This window comes from Pseudomonas sp. Lz4W (assembly GCF_000346225.2).
In the GTDB taxonomy this organism is placed as follows: domain Bacteria; phylum Pseudomonadota; class Gammaproteobacteria; order Pseudomonadales; family Pseudomonadaceae; genus Aquipseudomonas; species Aquipseudomonas paraversuta.
The window spans coordinates 632,264-656,869 of the sequence record NZ_CP017432.1 but is presented as its reverse complement, the minus strand read 5'-3'; the positions used below and the strand labels follow the sequence as shown (position 1 = coordinate 656,869).

The following is a 24,606-nucleotide window of genomic DNA, read 5'->3' as shown; positions in this document are numbered from 1 at the left end:
AGGCATCAGCCCAAAACACCTTGCGCGATTAAACGGGGGCCCACCTGTGCGGCAGCAGCTCGCTAATCTCACTTGCGCGCTGCGTCGGCAGGCGCGTGAGTACATCTTTCAGATAGGCATACGGATCATGACCATTCAGTCTCGCTGACTGGATCAGACTCATGATCGCCGCTGCCCGTTTTCCGCTGCGTAGCGACCCTGCGAAGAGCCAGTTTTTACGTCCAAGAGCCCAAGGGCGGATCTGGTTCTCACACCAGTTGTTATCTATGGGTACGGCCCCGTCATCAAGGTAGCGCGACAGCGCTGCCCAGCGTTTCAGGCTGTAATCGAGTGCTCTGCTGATGGCTGAGCCTTCGGGCACGAGGTCACGCTGAGCGATCATCCAGGCATGCAACATATTCATCACTGGGACGGCTTTTTCTTGCCGTATTCGGCGCCGTAAATCCGGCCCCAGATCGCGGACTTCGCTCTCGATTTCGTACAACAACTGGATATAGCGCAAGGCTTGCTCGGCGAGCGTGCTTTTATTCGTGGCGTGCAGTTCGAAGAACTTGCGCCGTGCATGGGCCATGCACCCAATCTCGGTCACACCGAGTTCAAAGCTGGCCTTGTAGCCGCCAAAATCGTCGCAGACCAGCTTGCCCCTCCAGTCTTGCAGGAAGTTGCGAGCATGCTCACCGGCACGGCTGGGACTGAAGTCATAAACCACCGCTGCCAAGTCCGAGAACTGGCTGGTGGCGTAGGCCCACACATAGGAACGGTGAGTTTTCTTTGTTCCCGGCATGAGCATCTGCACCGGTGTTTCATCTGCGTGGATGACTTGTTGCCCAAGCACTACTTCGCGCAGCGCGTCGACCAGAGGTTGCAACTGCACGCCCGTCACGCCAACCCATTGAGCCAATGTTGAACGTGGAATCTCCAAGCCTGCTCGACCGAAGATCGATTCCTGACGGTAAAGCGGCAGATGGTCAGCAAACTTGGCAATCATGACGTGTGCAAGTAGGCCCGCAGTCGGGATGCCCTTATCAATAACCTGCGCCGGAACCGGTGCCTGGATCAGCGTTTCGCAGTCATCGCAGACCCACTTGCCACGGACATGGCGTTCGACGGTGAACACGCCGGGCGTGTAGTCCAGCTTCTCACTAACGTCCTCACCGATGCGCTTGAGTGCGCAGCCGCATGGGCAGTGAGTGTTGTCCGGTTCGTGATGCATCAGTGTGCGTGGAAACTCAGCCGGTAATGCAGTGCGCTTGGGTTTCTGCTTTTTCTCGGTCGCAGCTGGCACTGTATGCAAGGCCTGAAGCTCTGCTTCAATCGCTGCGATATCGGTATCGATCAGGTCATCGAGCAAACTGGCCTGCTCAGGATTCATCTGCTCGCTGCGCTTGGCAAACTTCAAACGCTTGAGCTGGGCGATCTCGTGGGTCAGTTTCTCGATCAGCGTTTGGTCGCGGTTGATTTTCTTGCCCATCGTGTCGACTTGCGACAGCAACTGCGCTGCCAAAGCACGCAGTTGGTCGGGGGACATTTGGTCGAGATTGGGAGAAGAAGTCATGCGCCGGATTTTGCCAGAGCAGGCGCTTCGCGGCGATAGACCGATAGACTAATGGCAGCCGTTAAAGCAGTGTGATCGAGCCTCCAGAACCTGCGCGTTGCCATGGCAGACCCAGCACCAATGCCTGAAGTTGCTCGGTATCCAGTTCCATCTCAGAACCATGGCGAATGCCAGGCCAATGGAACTTGCCTTGGTTCAACCGGCGCGCCGCCAGCCATATTCCAAAGCCGTCATGCACCAGCACTTTCATGCGATTGGCGCGGCGGTTGGCGAACAGATAAGCACAGTGCGGCTGCGCCGCACCGAACACGGCGATCACCTTGGCTAACGTCGTTTCGGTGCCTGCGCGCATGTCCATCGGTTCGGTGGCGAGCCAGATGGAGTCAATGCGGATCATCGCAAAAGGTCTCGAAGAAAAGTCGCACAGGCGGCAGCACTTTCAGTCGGCCAGTTCACTTTGATGGTGCCGCGCGGGTGCTGTATTTCAACGCAGATATTCGATGATGCTGGATGGGAGTTTGCCCCGGCCAGCGGCATGGGTAACGGAATAAATGCAGGTGGGAGCGCAGGGCTTTTCTGCGCTTGCAGCCGAATCCATTTGTGGACGAGGTTTGCGTTGAGGCTATGGCCAAGCGCGACGCTGGCAATCGAAGCGCCGGGCTGTGCACACTCTTGAATGACTTGGGCCTTGAAGGACTTGGAATAGGAACGGCGTGTTGGCTGCATGAAATACCCGCTTAAAAGGCTAGAACTGGTGCCCACTTAAATTTAAGTGCACACCATGTCTTAGCTTTGCGGGGCTGGGTAGATGACTTGGCCGGACGCATACGCATATTTCAACAACCGATACCGACCGCGACTATCTAATCCTGTGCGCGATTCGTAGGCGCCGTGGTTTTTTGCAACAGCTGCTGAACGAGCTCGGTTACTGAGCTAAGGCGAGCGTTACAGGACAGATGCCGCTTGAAGCGCTCCGCATGGTGGACTCGGAGCGCAGCAGACTAAAACCGTAAGAGGCCTAGCAAGCGAAAGTTCAGAGGTTTGAGGGAGCTCGAGCAATGAGCTTGTCCTGAATCGACAGCCACTCCTCCATTGAAATGAACACCGCAGTCCTGCGTTCTCCATCAACGAAAACTGGTTTGCGAGTCGTGATCACCTGGTCGAGCAACTCGTCAAAATGGGCTATTGCCCTAACGACTGACCATCGTTCATCTGGCATATGACACGGCCCTACCAGGTTATCAAATGATGGCTTTCATACTACCGATTAGGATCTATCGGCGGACTGGAGAAGCTTCAAAAAGCTAGCTCTGCCCAGGTCTCGCCTGAAGCTAGTGATGACGTAATTACCATCTTGAGTCTCGAGCAACCAAAACCGGCCCTCTTTTCTCGCTGACTGAATTTTACCTGTGAGAAGAATGGAACCATCCACCCTGTGGTATGCATCGTCACGCTTCGAATGGTCGAAGGACACCCCGACGCATGTGTCATCTGCAATAAAAGCGTCGCTGATGAATGCCGTGACAGGCACCGTGTATTTGCGAAAGCTTGCTCGCACCAAACGGTGCAGCTGAAATTCGCTGACATCTTTACTATGAAATTCCAGCTCAATTACTTCAGGCATCCAACTCAAGCTCCAAAACGACCATGAATACACCGTCGGCCAGCATCGCTCACCCTACCTTCATTGAAAAAGCGGCACCAATGCCAGCCTCTTTTCTCAGTCCAGGCCCAAGCAGGAGATAGACAGTATTTTTGGTTTCAAACATGTAAGCGTTGGAAGACACGCCGAAATTACTGCGTACCCACATGGTGGGTTGAAATCGATTACGGCTATCGAGCACGACCTCATGGGCGAACAGGGTCGCGGGCAATAGACCAAGCCCGGTGAGTTTTTCCTTCTCCGCAGGTGTCACAGTGAGGTCGATCAGGATCCACTGCTCCACAACACAGAAGGCTTTGCCAGGGAAGGCGTTTGCGGCCAATGCAATTAGTTCGTCCTGGGTGCCCTGCCAGCCAGGCATCTCTTCCCCTACGCCGTAAAGCAGCTGCGAGATTTCATTTAAAGTGACCATCCACAACCCTCAAATTCGCTCTAAATATCGACCGTTCGAGCAATCTCATACCCGCTAGTTTTGATCTAGCGACTACGAGCCTAAAGCATGGAACTGCAGAGAAATACTCACCATCAAACCTCTACCAAGCACTCAGGATCGAAGCCTGTACTTTGCCCCGGATATCCGCGCGGATTTGAAAACACTCGGCACCCGTTCTTAAGGAAGTCTGCTGCAAAATGCGTGTGTCCATGTATCCACAGATCAGCCTTACTAAGTAGCTCTGACCAATCGTTCGCATAGGCTGCAGCCAGATGTCCGGGGTGATCGTCACCCAGATGATCCAACACTGGTGCATGGTGTGTGACCACCACTGTTTTGCCGTCGAAAGGTCTATTAAGCTCTTGGGTTAACCATCGGTGAGCCCTCATTGATTTCGCGACTAGGTCATCTGGACGCAGGCGTCTGTAATCCAAGTCGGCTCGAATCACCAAGAAATCGTTCATCGAATCCCAAGCAACGCGCTTTGCCGCAACCACATCACCAGTAGCCGAATAATCCGTCCAGGCCGTTGTGACCAAAAAGCGTGTGCCATCGAGAATGAGCATCTCGTTTTCGAGTACATGCACATGGGGCAATGCAGCGTTTTTCATCTTTCGCAGTGTGTGACCTATGTGGCCGCCGTAATATTCGTGATTGCCACACACATAGATAACAGGGCACTGGAATGTGTCGTTCGCCCATGAGACTCCACGCGATTTGATATCAATATCGCCGGCGAGAATCACTACGTCCGCGTCGCTGGTAGGAGGTTCGAATCGCGAGAATTCGTTATGCAAATCTGAATAAATTTGCAGCTTCATAGCATTTTTCTCTTTATGTAGCAGCAGTAGCTAACGAGCCCACTCGCAGTTCCATGCCAGCCTAGTGCGACCGCTGATGCGCCGTAAAAAGATTAAGTGACATCATCCAGAGTCACAGCCATGTGTCCTCCTGATCATGGAACTTCATTGCCTTGCGCTCGTGTAGATCCGGCCTACATCCGTTACGAACTCGTAGACCGGATTCCTTTCGGTACCGGCCTGAATCCGAATATCGGATAGAGGCTCCATGGTGTATGAGCCCTGATTATTCTTTGCAGGCGGCTGGATAAGATGGATTTTGCTCACGCTCAGGAAATTACCAACCTCTGCTGCGCGCATCATTTGGATGGTGCTCACATCCGTGACGAGATGCGCAACCGGGCCTATGCATCCATCCTCCCATCCCATGCCTTCGATCAGAAATGAGTATTCACAACGACTGATGTCCACTGATCTCCAGAGCATCCGAACACTCTCCGGCGCTTTAAATTGCCCCTGCAGTTCACTGTTATAAGTTACAAACACGGCAAAAAACCCAGTCCTTGCCCTGCCAAACCTTTGATCGGCTTAGCTCAAGGCGATCCTCTAGATAAACGCTGCTAATACATTTGGCAGCCAGATAGGGAAGCTGCTGAAGCATCCCCAATTTGCGGGTCAGCGCGCCGCCCATTGAATGGACATGATAAGGAAGCAGCCCACCAATAACAACAAATGATATTTGGTAGGCCTACACGACTGTGGCTCTATTCTTCCTTTTGAGATACTGAACGTGAAGGAAGAGCTAGCCATCACCCTACGCACCATCCGGAAACTGAAAGGATTAGGTTATGAAGCCCTAGCAGGGACTATCAGCCAGAGCAACCTAAGCTTGCTGGAACAAGGGAAAATTCAGGCTACGCTACCGACCCTTGTAAAAGTGGCCGAGACGCTCGGTATCAACCTTCTTACGCTCATGGCGTTGTGCTTGGCGATCCGTGACAAAGAATCTCCCGAGTCCGAGTTGAAAAAGGCGCAAAAGGAACTCCTTTGCTTCATAGAGTCGGGGGGGCTCAATATCATGGAGGATCAAATGCAGGATGGCGCGTTGAAAAAGCGCGGTCGTGGCACTCGAGCGAACGCCCAGAGCGTCAGTGCCGTGATTAACCTGAGAAAGCAGGGCAAGACCCAAGCGGAAGCTGCCCGTGAACTAGGCCTGCCCACATCGACGGTTCAGCGGTATTGGCAGAAGGATTGATCCTTCGGGGGCTGACCTTTGACTGCGCCACGCTCCATCAACTGCCAACCGGTAAACAAGCTCTCATTTCGCAGAGTTAAAATACGATACCTATAAATTGCCTGATGCCTAGCTATGTTCCTCTCGGTTTAGCTCGTGCGGTAGCTTCCGCGATCAAAGGGTCATCAGGCCAAAAATGTTTGGGGTATCTGCCTTTAAGGTCTTTCTTGACCTCGTCATACGTCGACTTCCAAAAGTTCGCTAAATCCTGGGTGACTTGCACAGGACGTCGCGCTGGCGATAACAAATGGAGTTTAAGTACCTGCCGTCCGTTGGCAATTCGCGGTGTGTCTGCTAGTCCGAACAACTCTTGGAGTCTCACAGCCAATATGGGAGGCCGCTCGCTATAGTCGATTCGAATATTCGATCCAGAGGGCACAGAGATTGTCTGAGGCGCCTGCGCTTCAAGTTGTTGCGGCAATGGCCAGGGCAAAAGAGTACGCAGAATTGATGGAAGATCTATCTGCCCGAAGTGGCTGAGCCTGGTTATCTTCATGATGTAGGGGGCAAGCCACTCCCCTAGAGATTCCAGAAGCACCTGGTCACGAAGATCTGGCCAATCACTTGTGCTCCCCTTCTCCAAATCCAGATCCCGCAAAAGCGCCACACGCGCTTGCCACTGACGCAACTCAGGAGTCCAAGGTAAAAGTTCAATTCCCTTGCGCCGGATGTAATTGATCAAAGCCTGGACGCGATATTCGTCATCAAGGTTTGCCAGAGGTGCAGAGGAAAGTAACAACTCTCCGACCTTCAACTGTCGCTCTGCTCGAAGCACGCCTTCCCGCTCATCCCAGTCCAGCTCGTCCACCTGACGGACTTGCTCTTTTAGAACAGATTTAAAGAGCCCCTCATCGAAGTCCGCCGCCAAATAAATACGCTCTTCACGTTGGCCTTGACGACTACCTAGATCAGCGATCACCAACCATGAGTGCTTCATCAGCACATCGCTTTCGGTAAACATAGCTGCACGGCCATTGGCGAGACGGTACTCAGCACCACCAGGCCGACGTTGTTGAGCGACACGGTCGGGGTATGCGAGAGCCAATAGAGCGCCCACCCACCGAGGATGCTCAGGATCAGTCACCGGGTTAGCAATGGGGCCTCGCAGATATGAACGGTATTGCTTGGCAAGCTGCCTAGCTCGCTGCACACCACCTTGCTCGGAACGCTCTGCACGCTGCTCTCCAGAGACGATTGCAATGCGACTGTGGATATCAGCTCCGGCGCCACGCTTGATATCACGCTCCCCCAGCAAAGCGGCGATATCACATGCAAGATGCCCAAGGCCGAAAGCATGACCTCGCAGAAGCAGGTGGGCTATGCGCGGATGCGCAGGCAGTTCCGCCATATCTTGCCCATGCTTCGTGAGCTTCCAATCGTGACCCAGAGCCCCTAATCGAACTAGAAGGTCGCAGGCTTGGGAATAGGCAGCCGCAGGTGGAACATCCAACCATTTCAGATCAGTGGGCTTTACCCCCCATCTGAACAGTTGCAGAGCTAATCCAGCAAGGTCGGCCTGATGTACCTCAGGAGAACCGTAGCTCGGCAGTTGATCGTGCTGGGACTCTGACCACAGGCGATAACAAACTCCAGGTTCGAGGCGACCTGCACGTCCCGCTCGTTGAGTCGCGCTCGCTTTCGATATCCGCTGTGTGTCCAATCTGGTCATACCGCTGCGCGGATCAAACCGAGGCACACGCTCGAGTCCCGAGTCGATTACTACTCGAACACCTTCGATTGTCACACTGGTCTCAGCAATGTTGGTGGCCAGCACAACCTTTCGCTTTCCTGCAGGAGGTCGGTCAATCGCAGCTCGTTGTGCGCCTAGCTCGAGCTCTCCATGCAAAGGGCAAAGCAGCACGTCTGCTCGGTCACCCAAGCTATCTTTCAGAGACTGATATACCCGTCGTATTTCGGCCTGCCCAGGGAGAAACACCAAGAGACTTCCACCTTGGCCTTCCAAAGCATCCAAGCATGTCGAAACCACACGCTGATCCAGATAATCCCCTGATTGATACGGAGCTCCCCAGATCGTCGTAACTGGGTACATACGGCCTTCACTGGTGACAATAGGGGCATCGTCGAGCAATCGAGAGAGCCGCTCTCCCTCCAGCGTTGCGGACATCAGCAATACTTTGAGAGAGAGATCTTCTCGTAGCATCTCACGGCCATTGAGCGTCAACGCCAAGGCCAAATCTGCATCAAGATTACGAAGATGGAACTCGTCGAAGATGACCAGGCCCACGCCTTCAAGTGACGGATCCTCTTGCAGCCTTCGAGCAAGAATGCCTTCGGTCACGACCTCGATACGAGTTTTCGGCCCTACCTTGCTCTCAAGCCGAATACGGTAACCCACAGTTTCGCCCACCCGTTCCCCAAGTTCAGCCGCCATTCGCTCAGCAGCCGCGCGCGCCGCGAGACGTCGAGGTTCAAGCATGACAATGGTCTGACCTTCTAGCCATGACTCGCCAAGAAGAGCAAGCGGCACTCGAGTCGTTTTACCTGCTCCAGGAGGAGCCTGTAGAACGACCTCATTTCGATCATTCAACGCGCTTAGAAGGGCCGGTAGGGCGGCATCGATTGGCAACGTGGTCATGCTGACTCCGAATAGTAGAACGCGAGTAGAAGGTGATCAGTGAATACGCTGCATAGCTCAACCGGACGGCGGGGGCGGTTTCGCATAGATGCTCAGGCTGACCTAAAACAGCTTTACGGCGCTTCGGTCAGGTTTTGATCTCTTTTACATTGTTGTACTTCTTCGCTTGGACTTCCAGGAATCGAACCCTTTCAACGAGTTGTACGTTCTGCGACATAACGTGATATAGCTGCTCCTGGACAATTTCAAGCTCGCTACGAGCCTTGTCCACTTTCTCATTTGCACGCTTAATCTGCTGCGACTTTGAGGCACTCACAGTTCCGAAACTGGTGCGATAAGCTTCGATTTGGGCAATAAGCGGCTGATGACTGGGACGCTTCTTCTTCAAATAACCTCGATCAAAACCAGCTTCGAAGCTGACGATTCCTGCCGTGATCTTCGAGGGGTCGAGACCTACATGAACCGCGAGATTCGGTTTGCCTGTCTTTAAACGCTCAAATGCCTGGACACAAGCTTCAACTCCTTCACCCGCCATTTCAATGCACCTCACGCAGGGGAATAAACTGCTGGTGGAATTTTTTCAAACTAAGCAGTTCAGCCTCAACCACTTGATATTCACCCGAACCTAGCTCGTACATTGCCAGATCTGCTTCATCATCGCGGATAGCACTCTCCAGCTTATCCTTCTCAAGGATCCCGTCCTTGCAGCTCAGGCAGGGGGTGATTTCGCCGAGGAGATACGTCTCGCATTTACCGTTTTTGGTGCATGCACCCAAAAAGGTTGGCCGATAGGAGATCTTTCCATCTTCAGCCTGCTTTTCAGTTTCTTCTCTAAGATCAACCAGATGAATCTCCCCCTTTGCCATTTTCCCACGCTGGTTTGAGATATAGGTACCAACACCTCCGAATAACGGAGCTTCATCACCAAATGCATGAGATAGCAGATCGTAGGCAATATTCATTGGGATGCCTGTCTGATACTCAAACAGGACGTGGTTTTTTGGCAAAACAAAATCGTCTAATTTCTCGTCGTAATAACCGAAGATGGTTTTCAGTCTTTCAAAATTATTTGCGTAATACCGTGTCATCTGAGTAGACAAATGCTTGAATTGCTTGCGAAGACTCGGAAGTGAAATGAAACCACTGCTGCTTCCGTAGAAAGCCAGTGATCGGCGAAACTGATGACTGGTAAGCCGCCAAGGCATTCCGACTTTAAAACGATTATCGCCTGCAAAATGCCGAGTGGGATCACTAGCCTGCAGTTCTTCCATATCATGTGCCTGAATAATATAGCGGGTCAGCAAAAACTTAGGCTTGGACACTTCGTTCCATGTCGGCACACCGATTTTCGTATCAGCTCTATTAATAATCGCTGGATTAAGAAATAGCGGCATATCCTCGTGATTTACCCCAAACAGACGAGAGATTGAGCGACAAAGGGCGCGCGCAACCTCCACAGCTCGTACGACCTCATCCGTAGCTAACCAAGCCGCTGACTTACGGTATCCCGTAAATTTTGTGGTGCTTGAAATCACATTTACCATCATAGGATTATCACGAACAATGCCTTCCTCGTCTTCAGTAGCGGGAACTACTTCCTCTTCCGCAAGACAGTTATAAGGCAAGCGCATTACTTCTTGATCACGCATACCCGTGTAAACGTGTATGACATTTTTCAAAATCCACTGAATTTTCAGAATAGCCGATGACAGGACGCCCCGACCCTCGCAGGATAAGTCACCAGTAAACACATTTTTAAGTTTATGACGCTTTATTGCTTGGGCAAACTCCGGCTGAAAAAATGCAACATCCTTATTAATTACTTTTTGATGATTTACCGTATACCCATAACCTTCATGTTCGAAACAGTTCAAAAACTGCTCAAGGGGATATCTATGGATATACAGAACATCCATCCACTCCCCCAAAGAGTTAATCACATCAAGATAAATTCTAGTAGGAATCACAGGGTGTTGCTGAGTATCAAAATCACCCCCAAAATCAATGTCGAAAACTCCATGAAGTTTGTAACCCAGCCGCTCCTCACCAACAGCAACCATGTGGGAAATTAGGGCACTAGTCAATTTGCGACGAGTTGCGCCTACATCATCCTTGTCCATCCAATGCTTATAGGCATTCAGATACGCCGGATTAGTGAACAACTCTTGCAGACTAATGATACCTACTAACGGATTGTCTTTCATGCTATAGCAAAAACGCGCAGCAGTACGCAAAGTCATAAAATATGAATAAAGCATGCCCGCACTTATTCGGCCAAGCTGCCCGCTGTTGACGTAGAATAGCAGACAAAATAAGAGATACCGTACTTCATGAATGAGCGATTGCTGATCTGGATCATATCTTTCAAAAATTGTATCAAAGCCGATGGTTGAAACCGTATTTGCTTTCAATCGTATAGGATTGAAATCCCAATTAGTCCAGCCATAGGCAGCCGTGACCTTTCCACTCGAGTCTCGACAAATAACAAAATCGTCGGCTGGTCGCCAGGTAGGGTCGACCGGAATCCGCGATACTGACTCGAAATTCAATACGCTCGCATCCAGATCATCAAAAAACTCGGCCATCAGATATAGATTCCCATTTTTTCGTAACGCTGCAGGCGTCTTTCCCAGAAGGGAGTGATTCTTCCCAAATCAAAAACTCGTTCATTCATTGAGTAGACCAATTTAGCTGACGCTTCCGACCTTGCAGCAATTGCATTCAGAATAGCGTCTATGCGGATCGCCACATCTTTGAATGTTTCCTCTGAATATTCAAAATTTGGCGCATTCTCTCTAACTACGTCGATAACATACTTAAAACTCATTAGCTTATGGATATCAGTCTCGTCAGAGTGAACAAGATAATGAATACAGAACAAACATCCATATTGGGTGTTGCAATCGGGCTCAATCGCAACGATAGGGATGTCTTTGCGTGGATTATTCATTTCATCACAGTGACCAACCGCGATTGGCGTTCCTACCTTCTGGCCTGCGTTTTTGACCCTTTCGGCAGCTTTTTTCACTGCAGCCCAGTAATTTCCGAATTCTGCTTTCTGATTGGTCGCCGTCGTTCCGGAGTACGACTGTGCATTTGTGCCCTCACTGTGATTCATTACCGCACTCACCAACAGTGGCGAGTGTTTGAGCTGGTGTAGCGTGAGGCTTTTGAATTTCCGAACCAATAGTGGAGGAATATTCTTGGAATCCTCAGGAACAAAAACTCCTTGAAGTTGATTGTAAAACTTAGTCGAGAAATTGCCTTCTAACATTGCAAAATCGTCGGAGGAATTACCAGATCTATCCAGCACATTGAAAAAAAGATATTCGCATTCGCAACCATCCAGAATCCAGTCTCGAAACTTTAGATATTCACGCAAGAGCTGCATACCCGGCCCCCGCCCGATGGAATACTTAACCTTCAGCCCCTTCGCCCTCAATTTAGTAGCGGTAAGCTCCTTTTTTAGTGGCGACTTAACAAGTTCAACCGCCTCATCGTAAAGAAACTTAATTACCTCTCCAGAGTTGGCACCTACAACAAGGTTTATCAGGCACGCATATGCTCTCATCGCGAGTGCTGCTAGACGCATCCGGAAATAATGATGGGAGTCAGCATTGCAGCTATCGATAAGTTTTTGTGCACGATCAAGCGTTTCGCGAATATCGGGTAACCTCGCGCCTGGCTTAGCGTGTCGTAGTTCTTCAAGCGATAAGAGCCGCCCATCGCGATAGTTATACGCAGAATAACCATACTCCCCTTCTGAATAAGGCGTAATATACCTACCAGTACCAGGAAAAAAATGAGTATGGTATTCCTTGGTTTCAAATCGCATTGGGAATGGAGTCACGCTCACTAAGAATCTAGAAAAAGTCAGTGCGATATTTAGGACAATATCGATGTATTTTTTCACATCATCATCCTCAGGAGGCTCTAAGCCCTCCCTTCGATGCTTGACACTCGAAACTCCCGCTATGATATATTCGTAATCGTTAGGAAACTGCAGTTGAATCGTCCGCCTTAACGCTTGCTGTCGCTGCCCAGCGGTTAAGGGAGCCATGCCCCCTGGCTTGAGAATCGCCTGGAAGAGATAGTTCGTATAATCAAAATATGAGAGTCTGGCAGACTCGGGATTACAAAATACATCGCTGTGCCCATTCGCGTCACACCAGATAATTCCGTAATAAACGTATTTGAAATCGGTTTCGATACTTTTGTGCCCTAGCCCCTTAACATAATAGCTATCAAGCAAGGCTATTATTAGATTCCGTCTGCTGGCAACGAGCGAATCTGGATCTACAGAAACTCCCCCAGTGAGTTTACTCACTTTCCCTCGAACAGTATAAGCGCACACACCTATATCGAATGGGCTTACTCGATGAGTAAGCTTGAGCGCTAGCAATTCAGGGTGGAGAATGTCTGCCTGATTACCCATGTACGATAAATCAATGACTTGGATTTCTCTGGCTTTTAAGTTATTTACCATTATTATCAACCAGTATCAAATCACTATAGCTAGAGAGTTTGAACAAGGAATCCTCGTAATCTTCTTGAGCGCGAATTTTTTCAGGGGTCATCAGAAAGAGCTTCAGGTAGTTCTCCGTCGTTTCTCGGCGCTCATGATGCAAGCGCGACTGAATAATCGAAATTTCGTCTCCAGGTTGTAATGTTCCATCTTTTAACCTTGGCGTTAAATGCTGATACAACTGATACGCAAATGTTGCTCGCAGCCAGTGATATGTAAAGTCCTTTGGAAACTCCGAAGAAGTACTACGCATGAGTTTCTTTTTTAGATTGTCGGTCACCGCACCCAGGGGCCGAGATTTGGCAAAAGGATAGCGAGGGTCAGTGGTTGCCATGTAATAGCAATTGCTCTGCTCGGAAAGAAACACGTACATCTCATCTTCTGCAATAGCTTCAAGATTCGGGTATTTCAACGCATAAGCCGCCTGGAACTTTTGCCGTCGTCTTTTTGCATATGGACTTCTGACGTATGCTATTAAGTCTTCGGCCAACTGCTTCGGTACGTACAAAGCCTGAGACTTACTATTTTTCGTATCAATCCCTGTTCCTGGCCCGGCATTCAGAAGATAAGACCCATCAGATTGAGGCTTGCTGTTTTCCAAAGCCTCAACATGCTTGACGCGAAGAGTTAACACAGTTTGTTTTCTGGCCCCGGTCATCAACGAGGATAGCATTATCAAACGCTCCTGGGCACTCCAACTATCCGCAGTGATAACATCAACTAAATTAGCGAGCTGAACGTTTGTCAAAGGCCTCAAACATTCACCTTCATCGTCCACAAATCCCATTGGGACATTTTTGGTTCGATTATAGCTTTGGGTTTGGCTTCTTTTTTCCACGGTAATTTTTCTAGATATACCGTATGCATTTTCGATATAAAAATTTATCACCCGCACCGTATCCACACGCGCGATATCAATCTCATGCCAGTTACTAGCTACAAACTTATAAAAACTATAAACCACCCCGGTATACTGGTTCGCTACTTGCGCACCGCGCTCTGGCATGTCTATAAGGTGGCGATGATATCGATAGGTTGGTCTTTGAGTGATCCGCTTTCCAGAAAAATTTAGCCAATCAATATTATTGCTTTCGCAGAAGATCAAATAATCAAGCAGACGACTTGCTTTACGCCTCGCCTCGTCTGTAGGGCGGCTTTTCTCATGCTTGTCTTTAACAAGTTTGAGCATGTATGAGTTAGCTTCGATCCAAGGTTCACCATTGCGATGAAACAGAAAAGGCAGATTGAAGATGCTTCGGGATACTGCGTCACCTAGCAACTCGTTTGCTTGGTAGCCATGAACTGAACTATCTACGCCAATGATTGTGACAGGTAGTGAACCAGCTGGCTTTTGGCCAAAATGAAGATCCGCAAAAGCTTCTGGAACGTGCGGTATTACCACCAACCGGCCTAGGTGAGCCAAATTTTCGAACGCAGCCACAAAAACACCTCATGAGAATAAGTGTCAATGATGAACGTTAAGCGATTGATTTTCAATAAAAATGTCAACAAGTGAACGTTGCGCGATCAAGCTGCTTGGCGAACGTCGCGTGATAGTTTCGGATAGCGCCCCTTCAAATCTTTTTTTACTTCGATGTAGGTGCTGCGCCAGAAGTTGGCCAGATCCTGAGTCACTTGCACCGGACGCCTCGCCGGCGACAGCAGGTGCAGCTTGACTACCTGCCGGCCACCGGCAATGCGCGGAGTATCTGCCAGGCCGAACAGTTCTTGCAGGCGCACGGCCAGAATCGGCGGGTGTTCGCTGTAGTCCAGCCGTACCGACGACCCCGACGGCACTTTGATGTGATGCGGCGCCAGCTCATCCAGCCGCTGGGGCAAGGGCCATTTGAGCAAGTTATGCACTATGTTGGACAGGTCGAGGCTGGCGAAATGACTCAGACGCGAGACGCGCTCCAGATACGGCGCCAGCCATTCCTCAAGGGAAGCCAGCAGCGCTGCATCACTCACATCCGGCCATTCGCTTTGCCCTTGGGCGCTCAGATCCAGCTGGCGCAGTAGCATTACCCGCGCCTGCCACTGGCGCAGCTCAGGGTTCCAGGGCAACAACTCCAGCCCCTTGCGCCGAACCAGATTGACCAGCGCCCGGGTGCGCGCAGTTGCGTCCAGCCCGGTTAACGGCTCACGGCTGAGCACCAGCTCACCGACCTTGCGCTGGCGTTCGGCACGCAACACCCCTTCACGCTCGTCCCAGTCGAGCTGGTCGACAACGCTGACCTGCTCGCTGAGCACGTTGTCCAGCAACCCGGGATCAAACTCGGCCGCCAGGTAGATCCGTTCTTCACGTTGCCCCTGACGGCTGCCCAGGTCGGCGATCACCAGCCAGGGCTGCTTCATCAGGCCGTCGACCTCGCTGAACAACGCAGCCCGACCATTGGCCAGCCGATACTCCGCCCCCCCGGGTTTGCGTTGTTGCGCGACGCGGTCGGGATAGGCCAGCGCCAGCAAGGCCCCCAGCCAGCGTGGGTGATCGGGATCTGCGACCGGTTGCGTGGCTTTGCCGCGCAAGTAGCCCCGATACTGCCGGGCCAGTTGTTTGGCCCGCTGCACACCGCCCTGCCCGCCCCGCGCGGCGCGGCTTTCGCCCCAGAGCAAGGTCAGCCGGCTATGCACATCGGCCCCGGCGCCGCGCAAAATATCGCGTTCGCCCAGCAGCGCCGCTACATCGCAGGCCATGTCGGCCAGTCCCAGGTCTTGCCCGCGCAGTAACAAATGAGCAATGCGCGGATGCGCAGGCAGCTCGGCCATGGCTTCGCCGTGGGGCGTGAGTTTCCCGTCGCGCAAGGCGCCCAGGCGTTCCAGCAATTGCCGGGCCTGTGCATAACTTGCCGCGGGTGGCCCATCAAGCCAGATCAGTTGCTCCGGGTTTACCCCCCAGCGCGCCAGTTGCAGCGCCAGCCCGGCCAGATCGGCCTGGAGAATTTCGGCACTGCCATAGGCGGCCAATTGTGCATGCTGGTCTTCGGACCACAGGCGATAACAGACGCCGGGCTCCAGACGCCCGGCCCGGCCGGCGCGCTGGGTGGCGCTGGCCCGCGAGATGCGCTGGGTGTCGAGACGGGTCATGCCGCTGCCGGGATCAAAGCGCGGCACCCGCGCCAGCCCGGCATCAATCACGACCCGCACGCCATCGATGGTCAGGCTGGTCTCGGCAATGTTGGTCGCCAGCACCACTTTGCGCATGCCCCCGGGAGCGGGCTCGATCGCCGCACGTTGCGCGTTCAGGTCCAGTTCACCGTGCAGCGGGCAGAGCAGGATGTCGCTGCGCGAAGCCAGCGCGTCAGCCAATTGTTGATGGACCCGACGAATTTCGGCCTGACCGGGCAAAAACACCAGCAGGCTGCCGCTGTCATCATTGATTGCATCGAGCACCGTTTGCACCACCCGCGGCTCGATAAACTCACCGGGCACAAACGGCCGCCCCCAACGCATGGCCACCGGGTACATCCGCCCTTCGCTGCGCAGCACCGGCGCGTCGTCCAGCAAACTGGCCAGCCGCTCGCCGTCAAGGGTGGCGGACATCAGCAGGATCTTCAGCGGCTGTTCATCGCGAAACAGCTCGCGGCCGTTGAGGCTCAAAGCCAGGGCCAGGTCGGCATCCAGACTACGCTCATGGAATTCGTCAAAGATCAGCAAGCCCACGCCTTCCAGCGCCGGGTCGTGCTGCAAGCGGCGGGTGAGGATGCCTTCGGTGACAACTTCGATGCGGGTGGCGGGCCCCACCTTGCTGTCTAACCTGATCCGGTATCCGACGGTTTCGCCGACCTTTTCCCCCAGTTCGCTGGCCAGACGCTCAGCTGCCGCACGGGCCGCGAGACGCCGGGGTTCGAGCATCAGAATCTTCTGCCCGGCGAGCCAGGGCTCGTTTAACAGGGCCAGCGGAACACGGGTGGTTTTACCGGCGCCGGGGGGTGCTTCGAGCACCGCTTCGTGGCGTTCACGCAAGGCCTGGCGCAGCGCGGGTAAAACTTCATCAATCGGCAGAGAAATCATGGTGGCTCCAGAACAGAGCGACGAGTATAACGGCGAACAGTTCGGCATTAAGCACGGTCTTAATCCCGGTTTCGACTCTTCAAGCTTCTTCGAGGTCTTTTGTATGCGTATGTCTTCCCGTGTGATTGGCGGCGTGGTGGTTGCAGCCCTGCTCAGCCAATTAACTGCTTGCGGCAGTATTTTCTTCCCTGACAGACGCGGCCAGATCGACGGCAAGATCGATCCCATGATTGCCGTGCTCGATGCCGTGGGCCTGCTGTTTTATGTGATTCCGGGCCTGATCGCTTTCGGGGTCGACTTCGCCACCGGAGCGATTTATTTCCCGCCGGGTAAAACCGCGCAAATTGCTCCGGAAAAACTGCGCGAAGCCATAGGCGCAGATGGCAAAGTGGACAACAGCAAGCTCCAGGCCATTCTCGAAAGTGAACTGGGCCGCAGCTTCCCGCTGGACGACCCGCGCCTGATCCAGCACAAAGGCAGCGTGCAACAGTTGGCCATGTACGGTTTGATCCCCGCAGCCTGAAGCCCGTAGATAAGGATGGCCCATGACCAGTAGCCCGGAACACGCTCGCCTGTTACGCCTGGCCACCCGCGCTTCGGTGGCGGTGGCGAGTCTTCTGATCGTGACCAAGGCCATCGCCTGGTGGCTCAGTGGCTCGATCAGCATGCTCGCCGGGTTGACCGACTCACTCCTCGATGGCGTGACCTCGTTTCTCAACCTGCTCGCCGTGCATTACGCGTTGCGCCCGGCTGACGACGATCACCGCTATGGCCACGGCAAAGCCGAATCGCTGGCGGGCATGGCCCAGGCATTGTTTATCGGGGTGAGTGCGGTGCTGATCGCTTTTCAGGCCTTCGAGCGCCTGAAAAATCCGGAGCCGTTGGGCGCGCCGTGGATCGGGATTGGCGTGATTATATTTTCCCTGGTGATGACCGTGGCCCTGCTGATCCTGCAACACCGCGTGATCAAGGCCACGGGCTCCAATGCAGTGCGGGCGGACTCGCTGCACTACCGCTCCGACCTGATGCTCAATGGCAGTATTTTAGTGGCACTGGTGCTGGCCAGCGTCGGTTTCCCGCAGCTTGATGCCTGGTTTGGTCTGGGGATTGCGGTGTACATCCTCTGGAGCGCTATCCAGATCGCCCGTGAGAGTTTTGCGGTGCTTATGGACCAGGAGTTACCGACCGACGTCAGCGATAACATGCTGAAGCTGGCCTGCAGCGTGCCCGGGGTTCTGGGCGCCCACGATCTGCGCACGCGAATTTCCGGCAGTATCTGGTTTGTGCAGCTGCACCTGGAATTGCCGGGAGAGTTGAGCCTGTCAGAGGCTCACGCCATCAGTGACAGAGCGGCAGCGGCAATCGAAAAAGCCTACCCGCGGGCCGAAGTGCTGGTGCACGCCGACCCCCAGGAAGTGGTCAAGCCCAGGGCAACCCCTCAGTAGTTGACCTGGTAGCCGCGACTGCTCAGACAGTTGCCTTGCGCCTGCCGGTAGGTTTGAACCACTGCCGGTGAAGGCGCATAGGTGACCTGGGCCGGGTCAAAGCCGCTTTGTTGCACAGCCCAACGGTAACAGTCGTAGCGATCCTGGTTGATTTGCGCAGGGCTCTGGCCGTTCGCCGGGTAGGCCACCACGTCATAACCATTGCTTACCGGCTGCGGTTGCGGCTGTGTCACGGGCGGCTGAACCACGATGTAGTCCTGGGTTGCAGGCTGATACTGGTAATAGGCCCCCGCCGCCAGGAACATCAAGGTGCTGCCGATCCATAGTTCCCGCGCATAGTCGGGCAAATACCCTACGCGAATCCCGTAAGGCGGTTGCACCACGATGTAACGCGGGCCTTGTGGGCGATACCAGTAACCACCGGAAAAGAAGTAGTTCTGACCGCGATAAGGTACCTGCCAGTGCTGGCCCGGGAATCGGTCGACGATATAACCCGGCCGGTATTGCGGCCCGGCGCCCCAGCCATTGCCATGGCCGCTGGGCCGACCTGCCCAGCGTTGATCGTTGGGATGATTGTTGCCGGGGCCAAAATTGTTACCCGGCCGTGAGCCATGCCCGCCGCCTTGCCAGTTCTGATTGCCACCACGGTTCGGCGCCTGGCTCTGGTGTACGGCATCGGGCCGGGGCTGGATCGGCAGGTTGTGGCCGGGCTGGCCCGGTCGGCCGGGACCGTTGGGCTCTTGATGCGGACGGCTTTGCCACTGCCCGCCCTGGGGCTGGTTGTGCTCGGGGCGCGGCTGATTGCCCGGGTTGCCCTGGGGTCGCCCCTGATTGTGTTCCGGGCGCGGCTGATTATTGCCGCCCTGTCCCTGTTGCCCGTGTGGCTGTCCGTGTTGCTGCCCGTTACCGGGGCGGGCGTGCTGAGAACCTTCATCGCCTCGCTGTTCTTCGGCCAACACCTGGCCGCTGATACTCACGCAAAGCAAGCCAACTGTAGCCAATCGCCAGATGTGCGGTTTCATGCTGTTTCTCGCGGAGGGATAGGGCGTATAGATAAGACTGGAAAACCGGGAACCGGTTCTGCGAAAGACTATCAGTTGCGCGCCTTTTTTTCGGACAATAAAAAAGGGCGACCCGTCGGTCGCCCTTTGAATTTTTCTGTCCTGGCTCAACACTCGTGATGTTGGCTCACCTCGCGCCGTCTTCTGGACAGTGCGTAGCCCGGGGGCCGGTACACCCCTGTGGGGCTGGCGGCCGCGGCTGGCCTGATTCGGCGGGCCGCAGTGGACTGTATGTCCGGGCAGTGATTCTGGTGTTAAGAATAGGCCCGCGACCGCAGCAAAGGATTGCTAATATTGCTCAATAAAACATGACTTGCGCAATTTTTAACTTACAGCGGATACTTTCACGCAATAGTTATGAGAAAGGGTGTCTTCGTGAGCAAACTCGACCGGTACGATCTGAGTATTTTGGCGGAATTACAGCGCGATGCGCGCATCTCGAACCAGGAGCTGGCCGAGCGAATCGGCCTGTCTCCCTCTCCCTGCTCGCGGCGGGTCAAGCAACTGGAGGATGACGGCTATATCGCGCGTCAGGTCGCGTTGCTGGATCGAAAAAAGCTCGGGTTAAGCCTGACTGCCTACGTGCTGATCGGCATGGACCGGCACACGCCAGAGCGTTTCGAGAACTTTGAAGCGTCGATCCGCAGCCTGCCCCAGGTACTGGAATGCAGCCTGGTAACCGGGATGGACGCGGACTATCAATTGAAAGTGGTAGTGCCCGATATGGATCACTATCAAAAACTGCTGCTGGGCCACCTGACCCGCATTGATGGCGTGACCAGCGTGCGCTCGAGCTTTGTGCTCAATCAAGTGCTCAACAGCACTGAGTTGCCGTTGACCCACCTGCGCACCTGAAAGCCTGCGGGAGCTGGCATGCCGGCTCCCGGAGCAGATCAAGTGTCTGCACCTGGATCAATATCCGCTGCAATGCCCTGGCGTATACTGTTCCCGGTTTTTATCCCCGATGACGCTGGAGAACACTGATGGACCCTGCCCTGCTTGAAGAGTGGATGATGACGATTCTGGTCAGCATCCTGATCATTTTCATGGCCTTTATCGTCTGGGATCTGGCGAAGAAATCCAAAGCCGGGCGCTTCGGCTCATTTATCCTGTTTTTCGTGCTGGGCCTGGGCGTTGCTGCGTTCATCATCAAGAGTGTGGTTATCGGTTTGATCGAGTCGGGCGCGCTATAGCCGCGCCGGCACTTCCTTGTATTGCCCCTGGTCCAGCCCTTCAATCGTCCAGTCACCAATGCGCACGCGCACCAGGCGCAAGGTCGGCAAACCCACCGCCGCCGTCATGCGCCGCACCTGACGATTGCGACCCTCGCGAATCACCAGCTCCAGCCATGAAGTCGGCACGCTTTTGCGAAACCGCACGGGCGGGTTGCGCGGCCATAGCTGCGGTTCCTCAAGGGCCCGTGCTTCGGCGGGCAAGGTCTTGCCGTCATTGAGTTGCACGCCGTCACGCAGCTGTTGCAGCTGTTCGGGCGTGGCCTCGCCCTCCACTTGCACCCAGTAGGTTTTCGGCAGTTTGTGTTTGGGGTCGGCAATTCGCGCCTGCAACTGGCCGTCGTTGGTCAGCAGCAGCAAGCCTTCACTGTCCCGGTCCAGTCGCCCTGCCGGGTAAATGCCGGGAATGGGGATAAAGTCCTTGAGCGTCGCCCGCCCGCCTTCATCACTGAACTGGGTGAGCACGTCGAACGGCTTGTTGAACAGATACAGCTTGGGATCAGCCGGCGGCGCTTTGGCCACACGACGACTGGCAGCTTGAGGGGCACAACCTTTTTGTGCCGGGCGGCGTGGGGCGGGGCGAACAGGACGGGACATGGCAAACAGGACATCTGGCGATCAGGGCAGACAATGCTAGGGGCTGTTGGCGCTTCAGTGCAACAGCCCTGGCCCCTGATCGCTAAATGACCCGCCGCCACTAGCGGAACGGTGGCTCGTCGAAGCTGCGCAGTTTGCGCGAGTGCAGCGAGTTGAGCTGGCAGCGCATCAAGTCCACGGCAGCGATACCGATTTTCAAGTGCTGGCTCACAGCCCGTTCATAGAACGCATTGGCCGAGCCCGGCAACTTGATTTCACTGTGCAGCGGCTTGTCCGAGACGCAGAGCAAGGTGCCGTAAGGCACGCGCAAACGATAACCCTGGGCGGCAATGGTGCCGCTTTCCATGTCCACCGCCACGGCCCGGGACAGGTTGATCAGCGGACGCTCCTGGGCCCAGCGCAGTTCCCAGTTACGGTCGTCGTAGGTCAGGACAGTCCCGGTACGCAGACGTTTTTTCAGTTCATCGCCGCGCTCGCCAGTGACCTGGGCCGCAGCTTCCTGCAGCGCCAGCTGTACTTCCGCCAGGGCCGGAATCGGAATATTGGGCGGTACCACCCGGTCAAGGATTCCGTCGCGGCGCATATAGGCGTGTGCCAGCACGTAGTCACCAATGGTTTGCGACTGACGCAGACCGCCACAGTGACCAATCATCAGCCAGCAATGCGGTCGCAGTACCGCAAGGTGATCGGTGATGTTTTTCGCGTTGGACGGGCCCACGCCGATATTGACCAGGGTCACCCCATGGCCGTCATTGGCCTGCAGGTGGTATGCCGGCATTTGATAGCGATGCCAGACCACGCCTGCCGCAATGGCCTGGGCTTCGCCGTAGTCCATGGATTTTTCGATGATCACGTTGCCCGGCATCACCATGCGCACAAACCGCGGGTCGTCGCGCAGTTGCTCAAGGCCATGCAGGATGAACTGGTCAACGTAGCGATGGTAGTTGGTCAGCAGGATCCACGGCTGGACGTGGCGCCAGTCACTGCCGGTGTAGTGCACCAGGCGACGCAGCGAGAAGTCGACACGGGCGGCGTCAAACAGGGCCAGCGGCAGCGGATCGGTGTTTTCCCAGTCGTACAGGCCGTCGGCAATCGCATCGGTCGCGGCAGACAGGTCGGTACTGGGGAATACCCGCGCCAGTGCGGCGGCAGTCACTCCGGAACCGGCGAGCTCATCGCCCTGTTCGACCACATACGGGTAAGGAATATTTTGCTGGCTGACCCCGACTTCGACTTCGACCGTGAAGTCGCGCATCAAGGGCACCAGTTGCTCGAGCAAGTAGTTTCGGAACGCCCCGGGATGGGTCACGGTGATGCTGTAAGTGCCTGGCAGTTGAACCTTGGCGTATGCCCGGGTAATGGTCGGGATTTCGCCATGGATGGTGTTGGTCAGGCGCAGCTCCGGGTAGCGGAACAGGGCTCGTTCTTCGGCGCTGGGTTCGACTCGATCCTTGAGGTAACGCTTGAGTGCCTGGCTCAACGCAACGGTTGCGCGTTCGTGCAGGGCCGCTAGCCGGTCTACGGCCTCTTCAGCGGTTGAAACGACAATAAAAGCTTCGGTCACAATAAGCATCCTGTCTTCTGAACTGGCAGGCCTTTATCTTGCCTGCATCGCAGATCAAAGCACAGGGCCTTGTCGTCGCGGGTGCAGGCTGCGCTAAGGGCCACTACGCAGCCCATCGCAGCCTGCGGCAACTACTACCAGATTGGTGCGCGTCACAGCTGCGCAGTTGAGCGGGCGACAATCGCGGCGACGTTCAGGCCCCGGGGCATAGTTCCGTAGGCCCGGCCGCTGCCTTGCAGGCGACTGGCGATAAATGCGTCGCTGACGTCACTGTCACCCGCCTCCAGCAGTAATTTGGCCTGCAGGCCCAGGGCGATATCTTCTGTCAGTTGCCGCGCCCGGTATTGAATGTCATCGGTGTCCGTGAAGGCTTTTTTCAACTGCCCGATGTGCTGCGCCAGATGCACGCTGCCATGCCCGTCCCCCAGCTCGGCAAACAACGCATCCAGCACCCCCGGCTCTTTGGACAGGGCCCGCAGCACGTCCAGACACTGCACGTTGCCCGATCCCTCCCAGGTTGAGTTGACCGGTGCCTCGCGATACAGACGCGGCAGGATGCTGTCTTCGACATACCCCGCACCGCCCATACATTCGGCGGCCTCGTTGATCATGGCCGGGGCCCGCTTGCAGATCCAGTATTTGCCCACCGCCGTTACCAAACGCGAGAATCGGGCTTCTTGCCCATCATCCAGGTGATCCAGCGCGCGGCCCATGCGCAGGCTCAAGGCCAGGGCGGCCTCGCTTTCCAGGGCCAGGTCCGCAAGGACGTTTTGCATCAAGGGTTGTTCGGCCAGCACCCGGCCACCCACCAGCCGGTGGGCACAGTGATGGCTGGCCTGGGTCAGCGCCTGACGCATCAAGGCACTGGAGCCCACCATGCAGTCGAAGCGGGTCATGGCAACCATTTCAATAATCGTCGGTACGCCGCGCCCTTCTTCGCCAACCATCCACGCCAGCGCGCCGCGAAACTCGACTTCGCTGGAGGCATTGGAGCTATTGCCCAGTTTGTTTTTCAGACGCTGGATATAGAACTCGTTGCGGCTGCCGTCCGGGCGATGGCGCGGCAACAAGAAACAGGTCAGGCCCTTGTCGGTTTGCGCCAGGGTCAAGAAGCCATCACACATTGGCGCCGAGCAAAACCATTTGTGCCCCAGCAGTTCATAAGCCTCCCCCGGCCCGGCCGCGCCCACGGGGTAGGCACGAGTGGTGTTGGCGCGAACGTCGGTCCCGCCCTGCTTCTCGGTCATGGCCATACCGATGGTCACACCGGCTTTGTGGCTGATATCGACATTGCGCGGGTCGTAATGGGTCGCGAGAATTTTCGGCAACCAGATTTGCGCAATGTCCGGCTGCAGGCGCAAGGCCGGAACGCTGGCAAAGGTCATGGTCAGGGGGCAGCCGCTGCCGGCTTCGGCCTGGCTGTGCAGGTAGGTCATGCAGGCCCGTGCCACATGGGCGCCGGGCTGTGGGTCGGTCCAGGGCAACGATGGCAAACCGTGCTCGATCGCGGTTCGCATCAACTCGTGATAGGCCGGGTGGAACTCCACAAGATCAATGCGATGGCCAAAACGGTCATGGCTGACAAATACCGGTTTGTTTTCATTGGCCAGAAAACCCGCGGCCATCAAGGGGCCACCTGCCAGTGCGCCGTAATCATCGATCCGCGATTGCGCCCAGCCCGCACCGAAGTGCCGGCCCCAGTGCTGGAGCGGCAGGTCGATGCGGTACAGGTTGACGCCGTCCAGGGAGGGCGGCTGATTGGTGACCTGGTGAGTTTCGGCGTACTGATGCAGGTTCATGGTGCGGGCTCCAAGAATCAATCTGGTGGAC

The 24,606-nt window shown here is 54.9% G+C and carries 22 protein-coding genes; 5 read left to right on the top strand and 17 right to left on the bottom strand.

Features of this window, described 5'->3' with window-relative positions; translation table 11 throughout:
• Window positions 1–28 precede the first annotated feature (28 nt).
• The 7 genes from B195_RS03185 to B195_RS03145 form a co-directional block, all read right to left on the bottom strand.
• A complete protein-coding gene (locus tag B195_RS03185) occupies window positions 29–1,555 on the bottom strand; it encodes an IS66 family transposase (RefSeq protein WP_003444068.1) in 1,527 nt (508 codons plus the stop codon).
• A 61-nt stretch (window positions 1,556–1,616) separates the two neighbouring features.
• Window positions 1,617–1,952, bottom strand: a complete 336-nt coding sequence (tnpB, locus tag B195_RS03180; protein WP_002556009.1) for an IS66 family insertion sequence element accessory protein TnpB — start codon at window positions 1,950–1,952, stop codon at window positions 1,617–1,619.
• Window positions 1,949–2,281, bottom strand: a complete 333-nt coding sequence (locus tag B195_RS03175) for a transposase (RefSeq protein WP_003444070.1) — start codon at window positions 2,279–2,281, stop codon at window positions 1,949–1,951. The genes tnpB and B195_RS03175 overlap by 4 nt, the downstream gene beginning before the upstream one ends.
• Before the next feature lie 541 nt (window positions 2,282–2,822).
• Entirely contained in the window at window positions 2,823–3,179 is a 357-nt protein-coding gene (locus B195_RS03160; protein ID WP_003444074.1) for a hypothetical protein, read from the bottom strand.
• A 49-nt stretch (window positions 3,180–3,228) separates the two neighbouring features.
• Entirely contained in the window at window positions 3,229–3,630 is a 402-nt protein-coding gene (locus B195_RS03155) for a hypothetical protein (RefSeq protein WP_003444076.1), read from the bottom strand.
• Window positions 3,631–3,743: 113 nt separating this feature from the next.
• The gene (locus tag B195_RS03150; protein WP_003444078.1) at window positions 3,744–4,472 is read right to left on the bottom strand and encodes a metallophosphoesterase family protein; all 729 of its coding nucleotides are present in this window, start codon (window positions 4,470–4,472) and stop codon (window positions 3,744–3,746) included.
• 144 nt (window positions 4,473–4,616) lie between these two features.
• Window positions 4,617–4,997: a hypothetical protein gene (locus B195_RS03145; protein WP_169870192.1), complete on the bottom strand. Its 381-nt coding sequence runs from the start codon at window positions 4,995–4,997 to the stop codon at window positions 4,617–4,619.
• A gap of 244 nt (window positions 4,998–5,241) precedes the next feature.
• Here B195_RS03145 and B195_RS03140 point away from each other — a divergent pair, with 244 nt between their 5' ends.
• Window positions 5,242–5,706, top strand: coding sequence for a helix-turn-helix domain-containing protein (locus tag B195_RS03140; RefSeq protein ID WP_165446502.1), 465 nt, complete (start codon window positions 5,242–5,244; stop codon window positions 5,704–5,706).
• Between the two features lie 112 nt (window positions 5,707–5,818).
• On the opposite strand, the gene hrpB (B195_RS03135) is transcribed toward B195_RS03140, so the two are convergent.
• From hrpB (B195_RS03135) to hrpB (B195_RS03110), 6 genes are all read right to left on the bottom strand, one after another.
• A complete protein-coding gene (gene hrpB / locus B195_RS03135; protein WP_003444096.1) occupies window positions 5,819–8,341 on the bottom strand; it encodes an ATP-dependent helicase HrpB in 2,523 nt (840 codons plus the stop codon).
• 127 nt (window positions 8,342–8,468) lie between these two features.
• Window positions 8,469–8,876, bottom strand: a complete 408-nt coding sequence (locus tag B195_RS03130) for a hypothetical protein (RefSeq protein ID WP_003444099.1) — start codon at window positions 8,874–8,876, stop codon at window positions 8,469–8,471.
• Window position 8,877: 1 nt separating this feature from the next.
• On the bottom strand, window positions 8,878–10,926 hold the full coding sequence (locus tag B195_RS03125) for a hypothetical protein (protein WP_003444102.1): 2,049 nt from the start codon (window positions 10,924–10,926) through the stop codon (window positions 8,878–8,880).
• Window positions 10,926–12,827 (bottom strand): hypothetical protein, encoded by a 1,902-nt coding sequence (locus B195_RS03120; RefSeq protein ID WP_003444104.1) that lies wholly within the window; start codon window positions 12,825–12,827, stop codon window positions 10,926–10,928. Before B195_RS03120 ends, B195_RS03125 begins: the two co-directional genes overlap by 1 nt.
• Window positions 12,817–14,307, bottom strand: coding sequence for a site-specific integrase (locus B195_RS03115; RefSeq protein ID WP_037001584.1), 1,491 nt, complete (start codon window positions 14,305–14,307; stop codon window positions 12,817–12,819). Before B195_RS03115 ends, B195_RS03120 begins: the two co-directional genes overlap by 11 nt.
• Window positions 14,308–14,393: 86 nt before the next feature.
• Window positions 14,394–16,877 (bottom strand): ATP-dependent helicase HrpB, encoded by a 2,484-nt coding sequence (hrpB, locus tag B195_RS03110; protein ID WP_003444107.1) that lies wholly within the window; start codon window positions 16,875–16,877, stop codon window positions 14,394–14,396.
• 103 nt (window positions 16,878–16,980) lie between these two features.
• Here hrpB (B195_RS03110) and B195_RS03105 point away from each other — a divergent pair, with 103 nt between their 5' ends.
• Complete coding sequence (locus tag B195_RS03105) at window positions 16,981–17,400, top strand: hypothetical protein (protein WP_003444109.1); 420 nt, start codon at window positions 16,981–16,983, stop codon at window positions 17,398–17,400.
• Between the two features lie 22 nt (window positions 17,401–17,422).
• Entirely contained in the window at window positions 17,423–18,322 is a 900-nt protein-coding gene (locus B195_RS03100) for a cation diffusion facilitator family transporter (protein WP_003444111.1), read from the top strand.
• On the opposite strand, the gene B195_RS03095 is transcribed toward B195_RS03100, so the two are convergent.
• The gene (locus B195_RS03095; RefSeq protein WP_003444113.1) at window positions 18,316–19,344 is read right to left on the bottom strand and encodes a DUF6515 family protein; all 1,029 of its coding nucleotides are present in this window, start codon (window positions 19,342–19,344) and stop codon (window positions 18,316–18,318) included. The genes B195_RS03100 and B195_RS03095 overlap by 7 nt on opposite strands.
• A 396-nt stretch (window positions 19,345–19,740) precedes the next feature.
• Between B195_RS03095 and B195_RS03090 the strand changes: the two genes are divergently transcribed.
• On the top strand, window positions 19,741–20,238 hold the full coding sequence (locus tag B195_RS03090; protein WP_165439585.1) for an Lrp/AsnC family transcriptional regulator: 498 nt from the start codon (window positions 19,741–19,743) through the stop codon (window positions 20,236–20,238).
• Window positions 20,239–20,366: 128 nt separating this feature from the next.
• A complete protein-coding gene (locus tag B195_RS03085; protein ID WP_003444116.1) occupies window positions 20,367–20,576 on the top strand; it encodes a DUF2788 domain-containing protein in 210 nt (69 codons plus the stop codon).
• On the opposite strand, the gene B195_RS03080 is transcribed toward B195_RS03085, so the two are convergent.
• The 3 genes from B195_RS03080 to B195_RS03070 all read right to left on the bottom strand — a co-directional run bounded on the left by B195_RS03080 (window position 20,571) and on the right by B195_RS03070 (window position 24,575).
• Window positions 20,571–21,137 carry a pseudouridine synthase gene (locus B195_RS03080; protein ID WP_003444118.1) on the bottom strand — a complete coding sequence of 189 codons (567 nt, stop codon included), beginning with the start codon at window positions 21,135–21,137 and terminating at the stop codon, window positions 20,571–20,573. The genes B195_RS03085 and B195_RS03080 overlap by 6 nt on opposite strands.
• Before the next feature lie 175 nt (window positions 21,138–21,312).
• The gene (gene amn / locus B195_RS03075) at window positions 21,313–22,785 is read right to left on the bottom strand and encodes an AMP nucleosidase (protein ID WP_165439584.1); all 1,473 of its coding nucleotides are present in this window, start codon (window positions 22,783–22,785) and stop codon (window positions 21,313–21,315) included.
• 143 nt (window positions 22,786–22,928) lie between these two features.
• Window positions 22,929–24,575, bottom strand: coding sequence for an acyl-CoA dehydrogenase family protein (locus B195_RS03070; RefSeq protein WP_003444124.1), 1,647 nt, complete (start codon window positions 24,573–24,575; stop codon window positions 22,929–22,931).
• Window positions 24,576–24,606: the final 31 nt, after the last annotated feature.

Bases quoted from the DNA above. Each gene is read 5' to 3' on its own strand.
- B195_RS03185 (WP_003444068.1), bottom strand. From the start codon at position 1,555: ATGACTTCTTCTCCCAATCTCGACCAAATGTCCCCCGACCAACTGCGT.
- tnpB (WP_002556009.1), bottom strand. From the start codon at position 1,952: ATGATCCGCATTGACTCCATCTGGCTCGCCACCGAACCGATGGACATG.
- B195_RS03175 (WP_003444070.1), bottom strand. From the start codon at position 2,281: ATGCAGCCAACACGCCGTTCCTATTCCAAGTCCTTCAAGGCCCAAGTC.
- B195_RS03160 (WP_003444074.1), bottom strand. From the start codon at position 3,179: ATGCCTGAAGTAATTGAGCTGGAATTTCATAGTAAAGATGTCAGCGAA.
- B195_RS03155 (WP_003444076.1), bottom strand. From the start codon at position 3,630: ATGGTCACTTTAAATGAAATCTCGCAGCTGCTTTACGGCGTAGGGGAA.
- B195_RS03150 (WP_003444078.1), bottom strand. From the start codon at position 4,472: ATGAAGCTGCAAATTTATTCAGATTTGCATAACGAATTCTCGCGATTC.
- hrpB (WP_003444096.1), bottom strand. From the start codon at position 8,341: ATGACCACGTTGCCAATCGATGCCGCCCTACCGGCCCTTCTAAGCGCG.
- B195_RS03130 (WP_003444099.1), bottom strand. From the start codon at position 8,876: ATGGCGGGTGAAGGAGTTGAAGCTTGTGTCCAGGCATTTGAGCGTTTA.
- B195_RS03125 (WP_003444102.1), bottom strand. From the start codon at position 10,926: ATGGCCGAGTTTTTTGATGATCTGGATGCGAGCGTATTGAATTTCGAG.
- B195_RS03120 (WP_003444104.1), bottom strand. From the start codon at position 12,827: ATGGTAAATAACTTAAAAGCCAGAGAAATCCAAGTCATTGATTTATCG.
- hrpB (WP_003444107.1), bottom strand. From the start codon at position 16,877: ATGATTTCTCTGCCGATTGATGAAGTTTTACCCGCGCTGCGCCAGGCC.
- B195_RS03105 (WP_003444109.1), top strand. From the start codon at position 16,981: ATGCGTATGTCTTCCCGTGTGATTGGCGGCGTGGTGGTTGCAGCCCTG.
- B195_RS03100 (WP_003444111.1), top strand. From the start codon at position 17,423: ATGACCAGTAGCCCGGAACACGCTCGCCTGTTACGCCTGGCCACCCGC.
- B195_RS03095 (WP_003444113.1), bottom strand. From the start codon at position 19,344: ATGAAACCGCACATCTGGCGATTGGCTACAGTTGGCTTGCTTTGCGTG.
- B195_RS03090 (WP_165439585.1), top strand. From the start codon at position 19,741: ATGAGAAAGGGTGTCTTCGTGAGCAAACTCGACCGGTACGATCTGAGT.
- B195_RS03085 (WP_003444116.1), top strand. From the start codon at position 20,367: ATGGACCCTGCCCTGCTTGAAGAGTGGATGATGACGATTCTGGTCAGC.
- amn (WP_165439584.1), bottom strand. From the start codon at position 22,785: ATGCTTATTGTGACCGAAGCTTTTATTGTCGTTTCAACCGCTGAAGAG.
- B195_RS03070 (WP_003444124.1), bottom strand. From the start codon at position 24,575: ATGAACCTGCATCAGTACGCCGAAACTCACCAGGTCACCAATCAGCCG.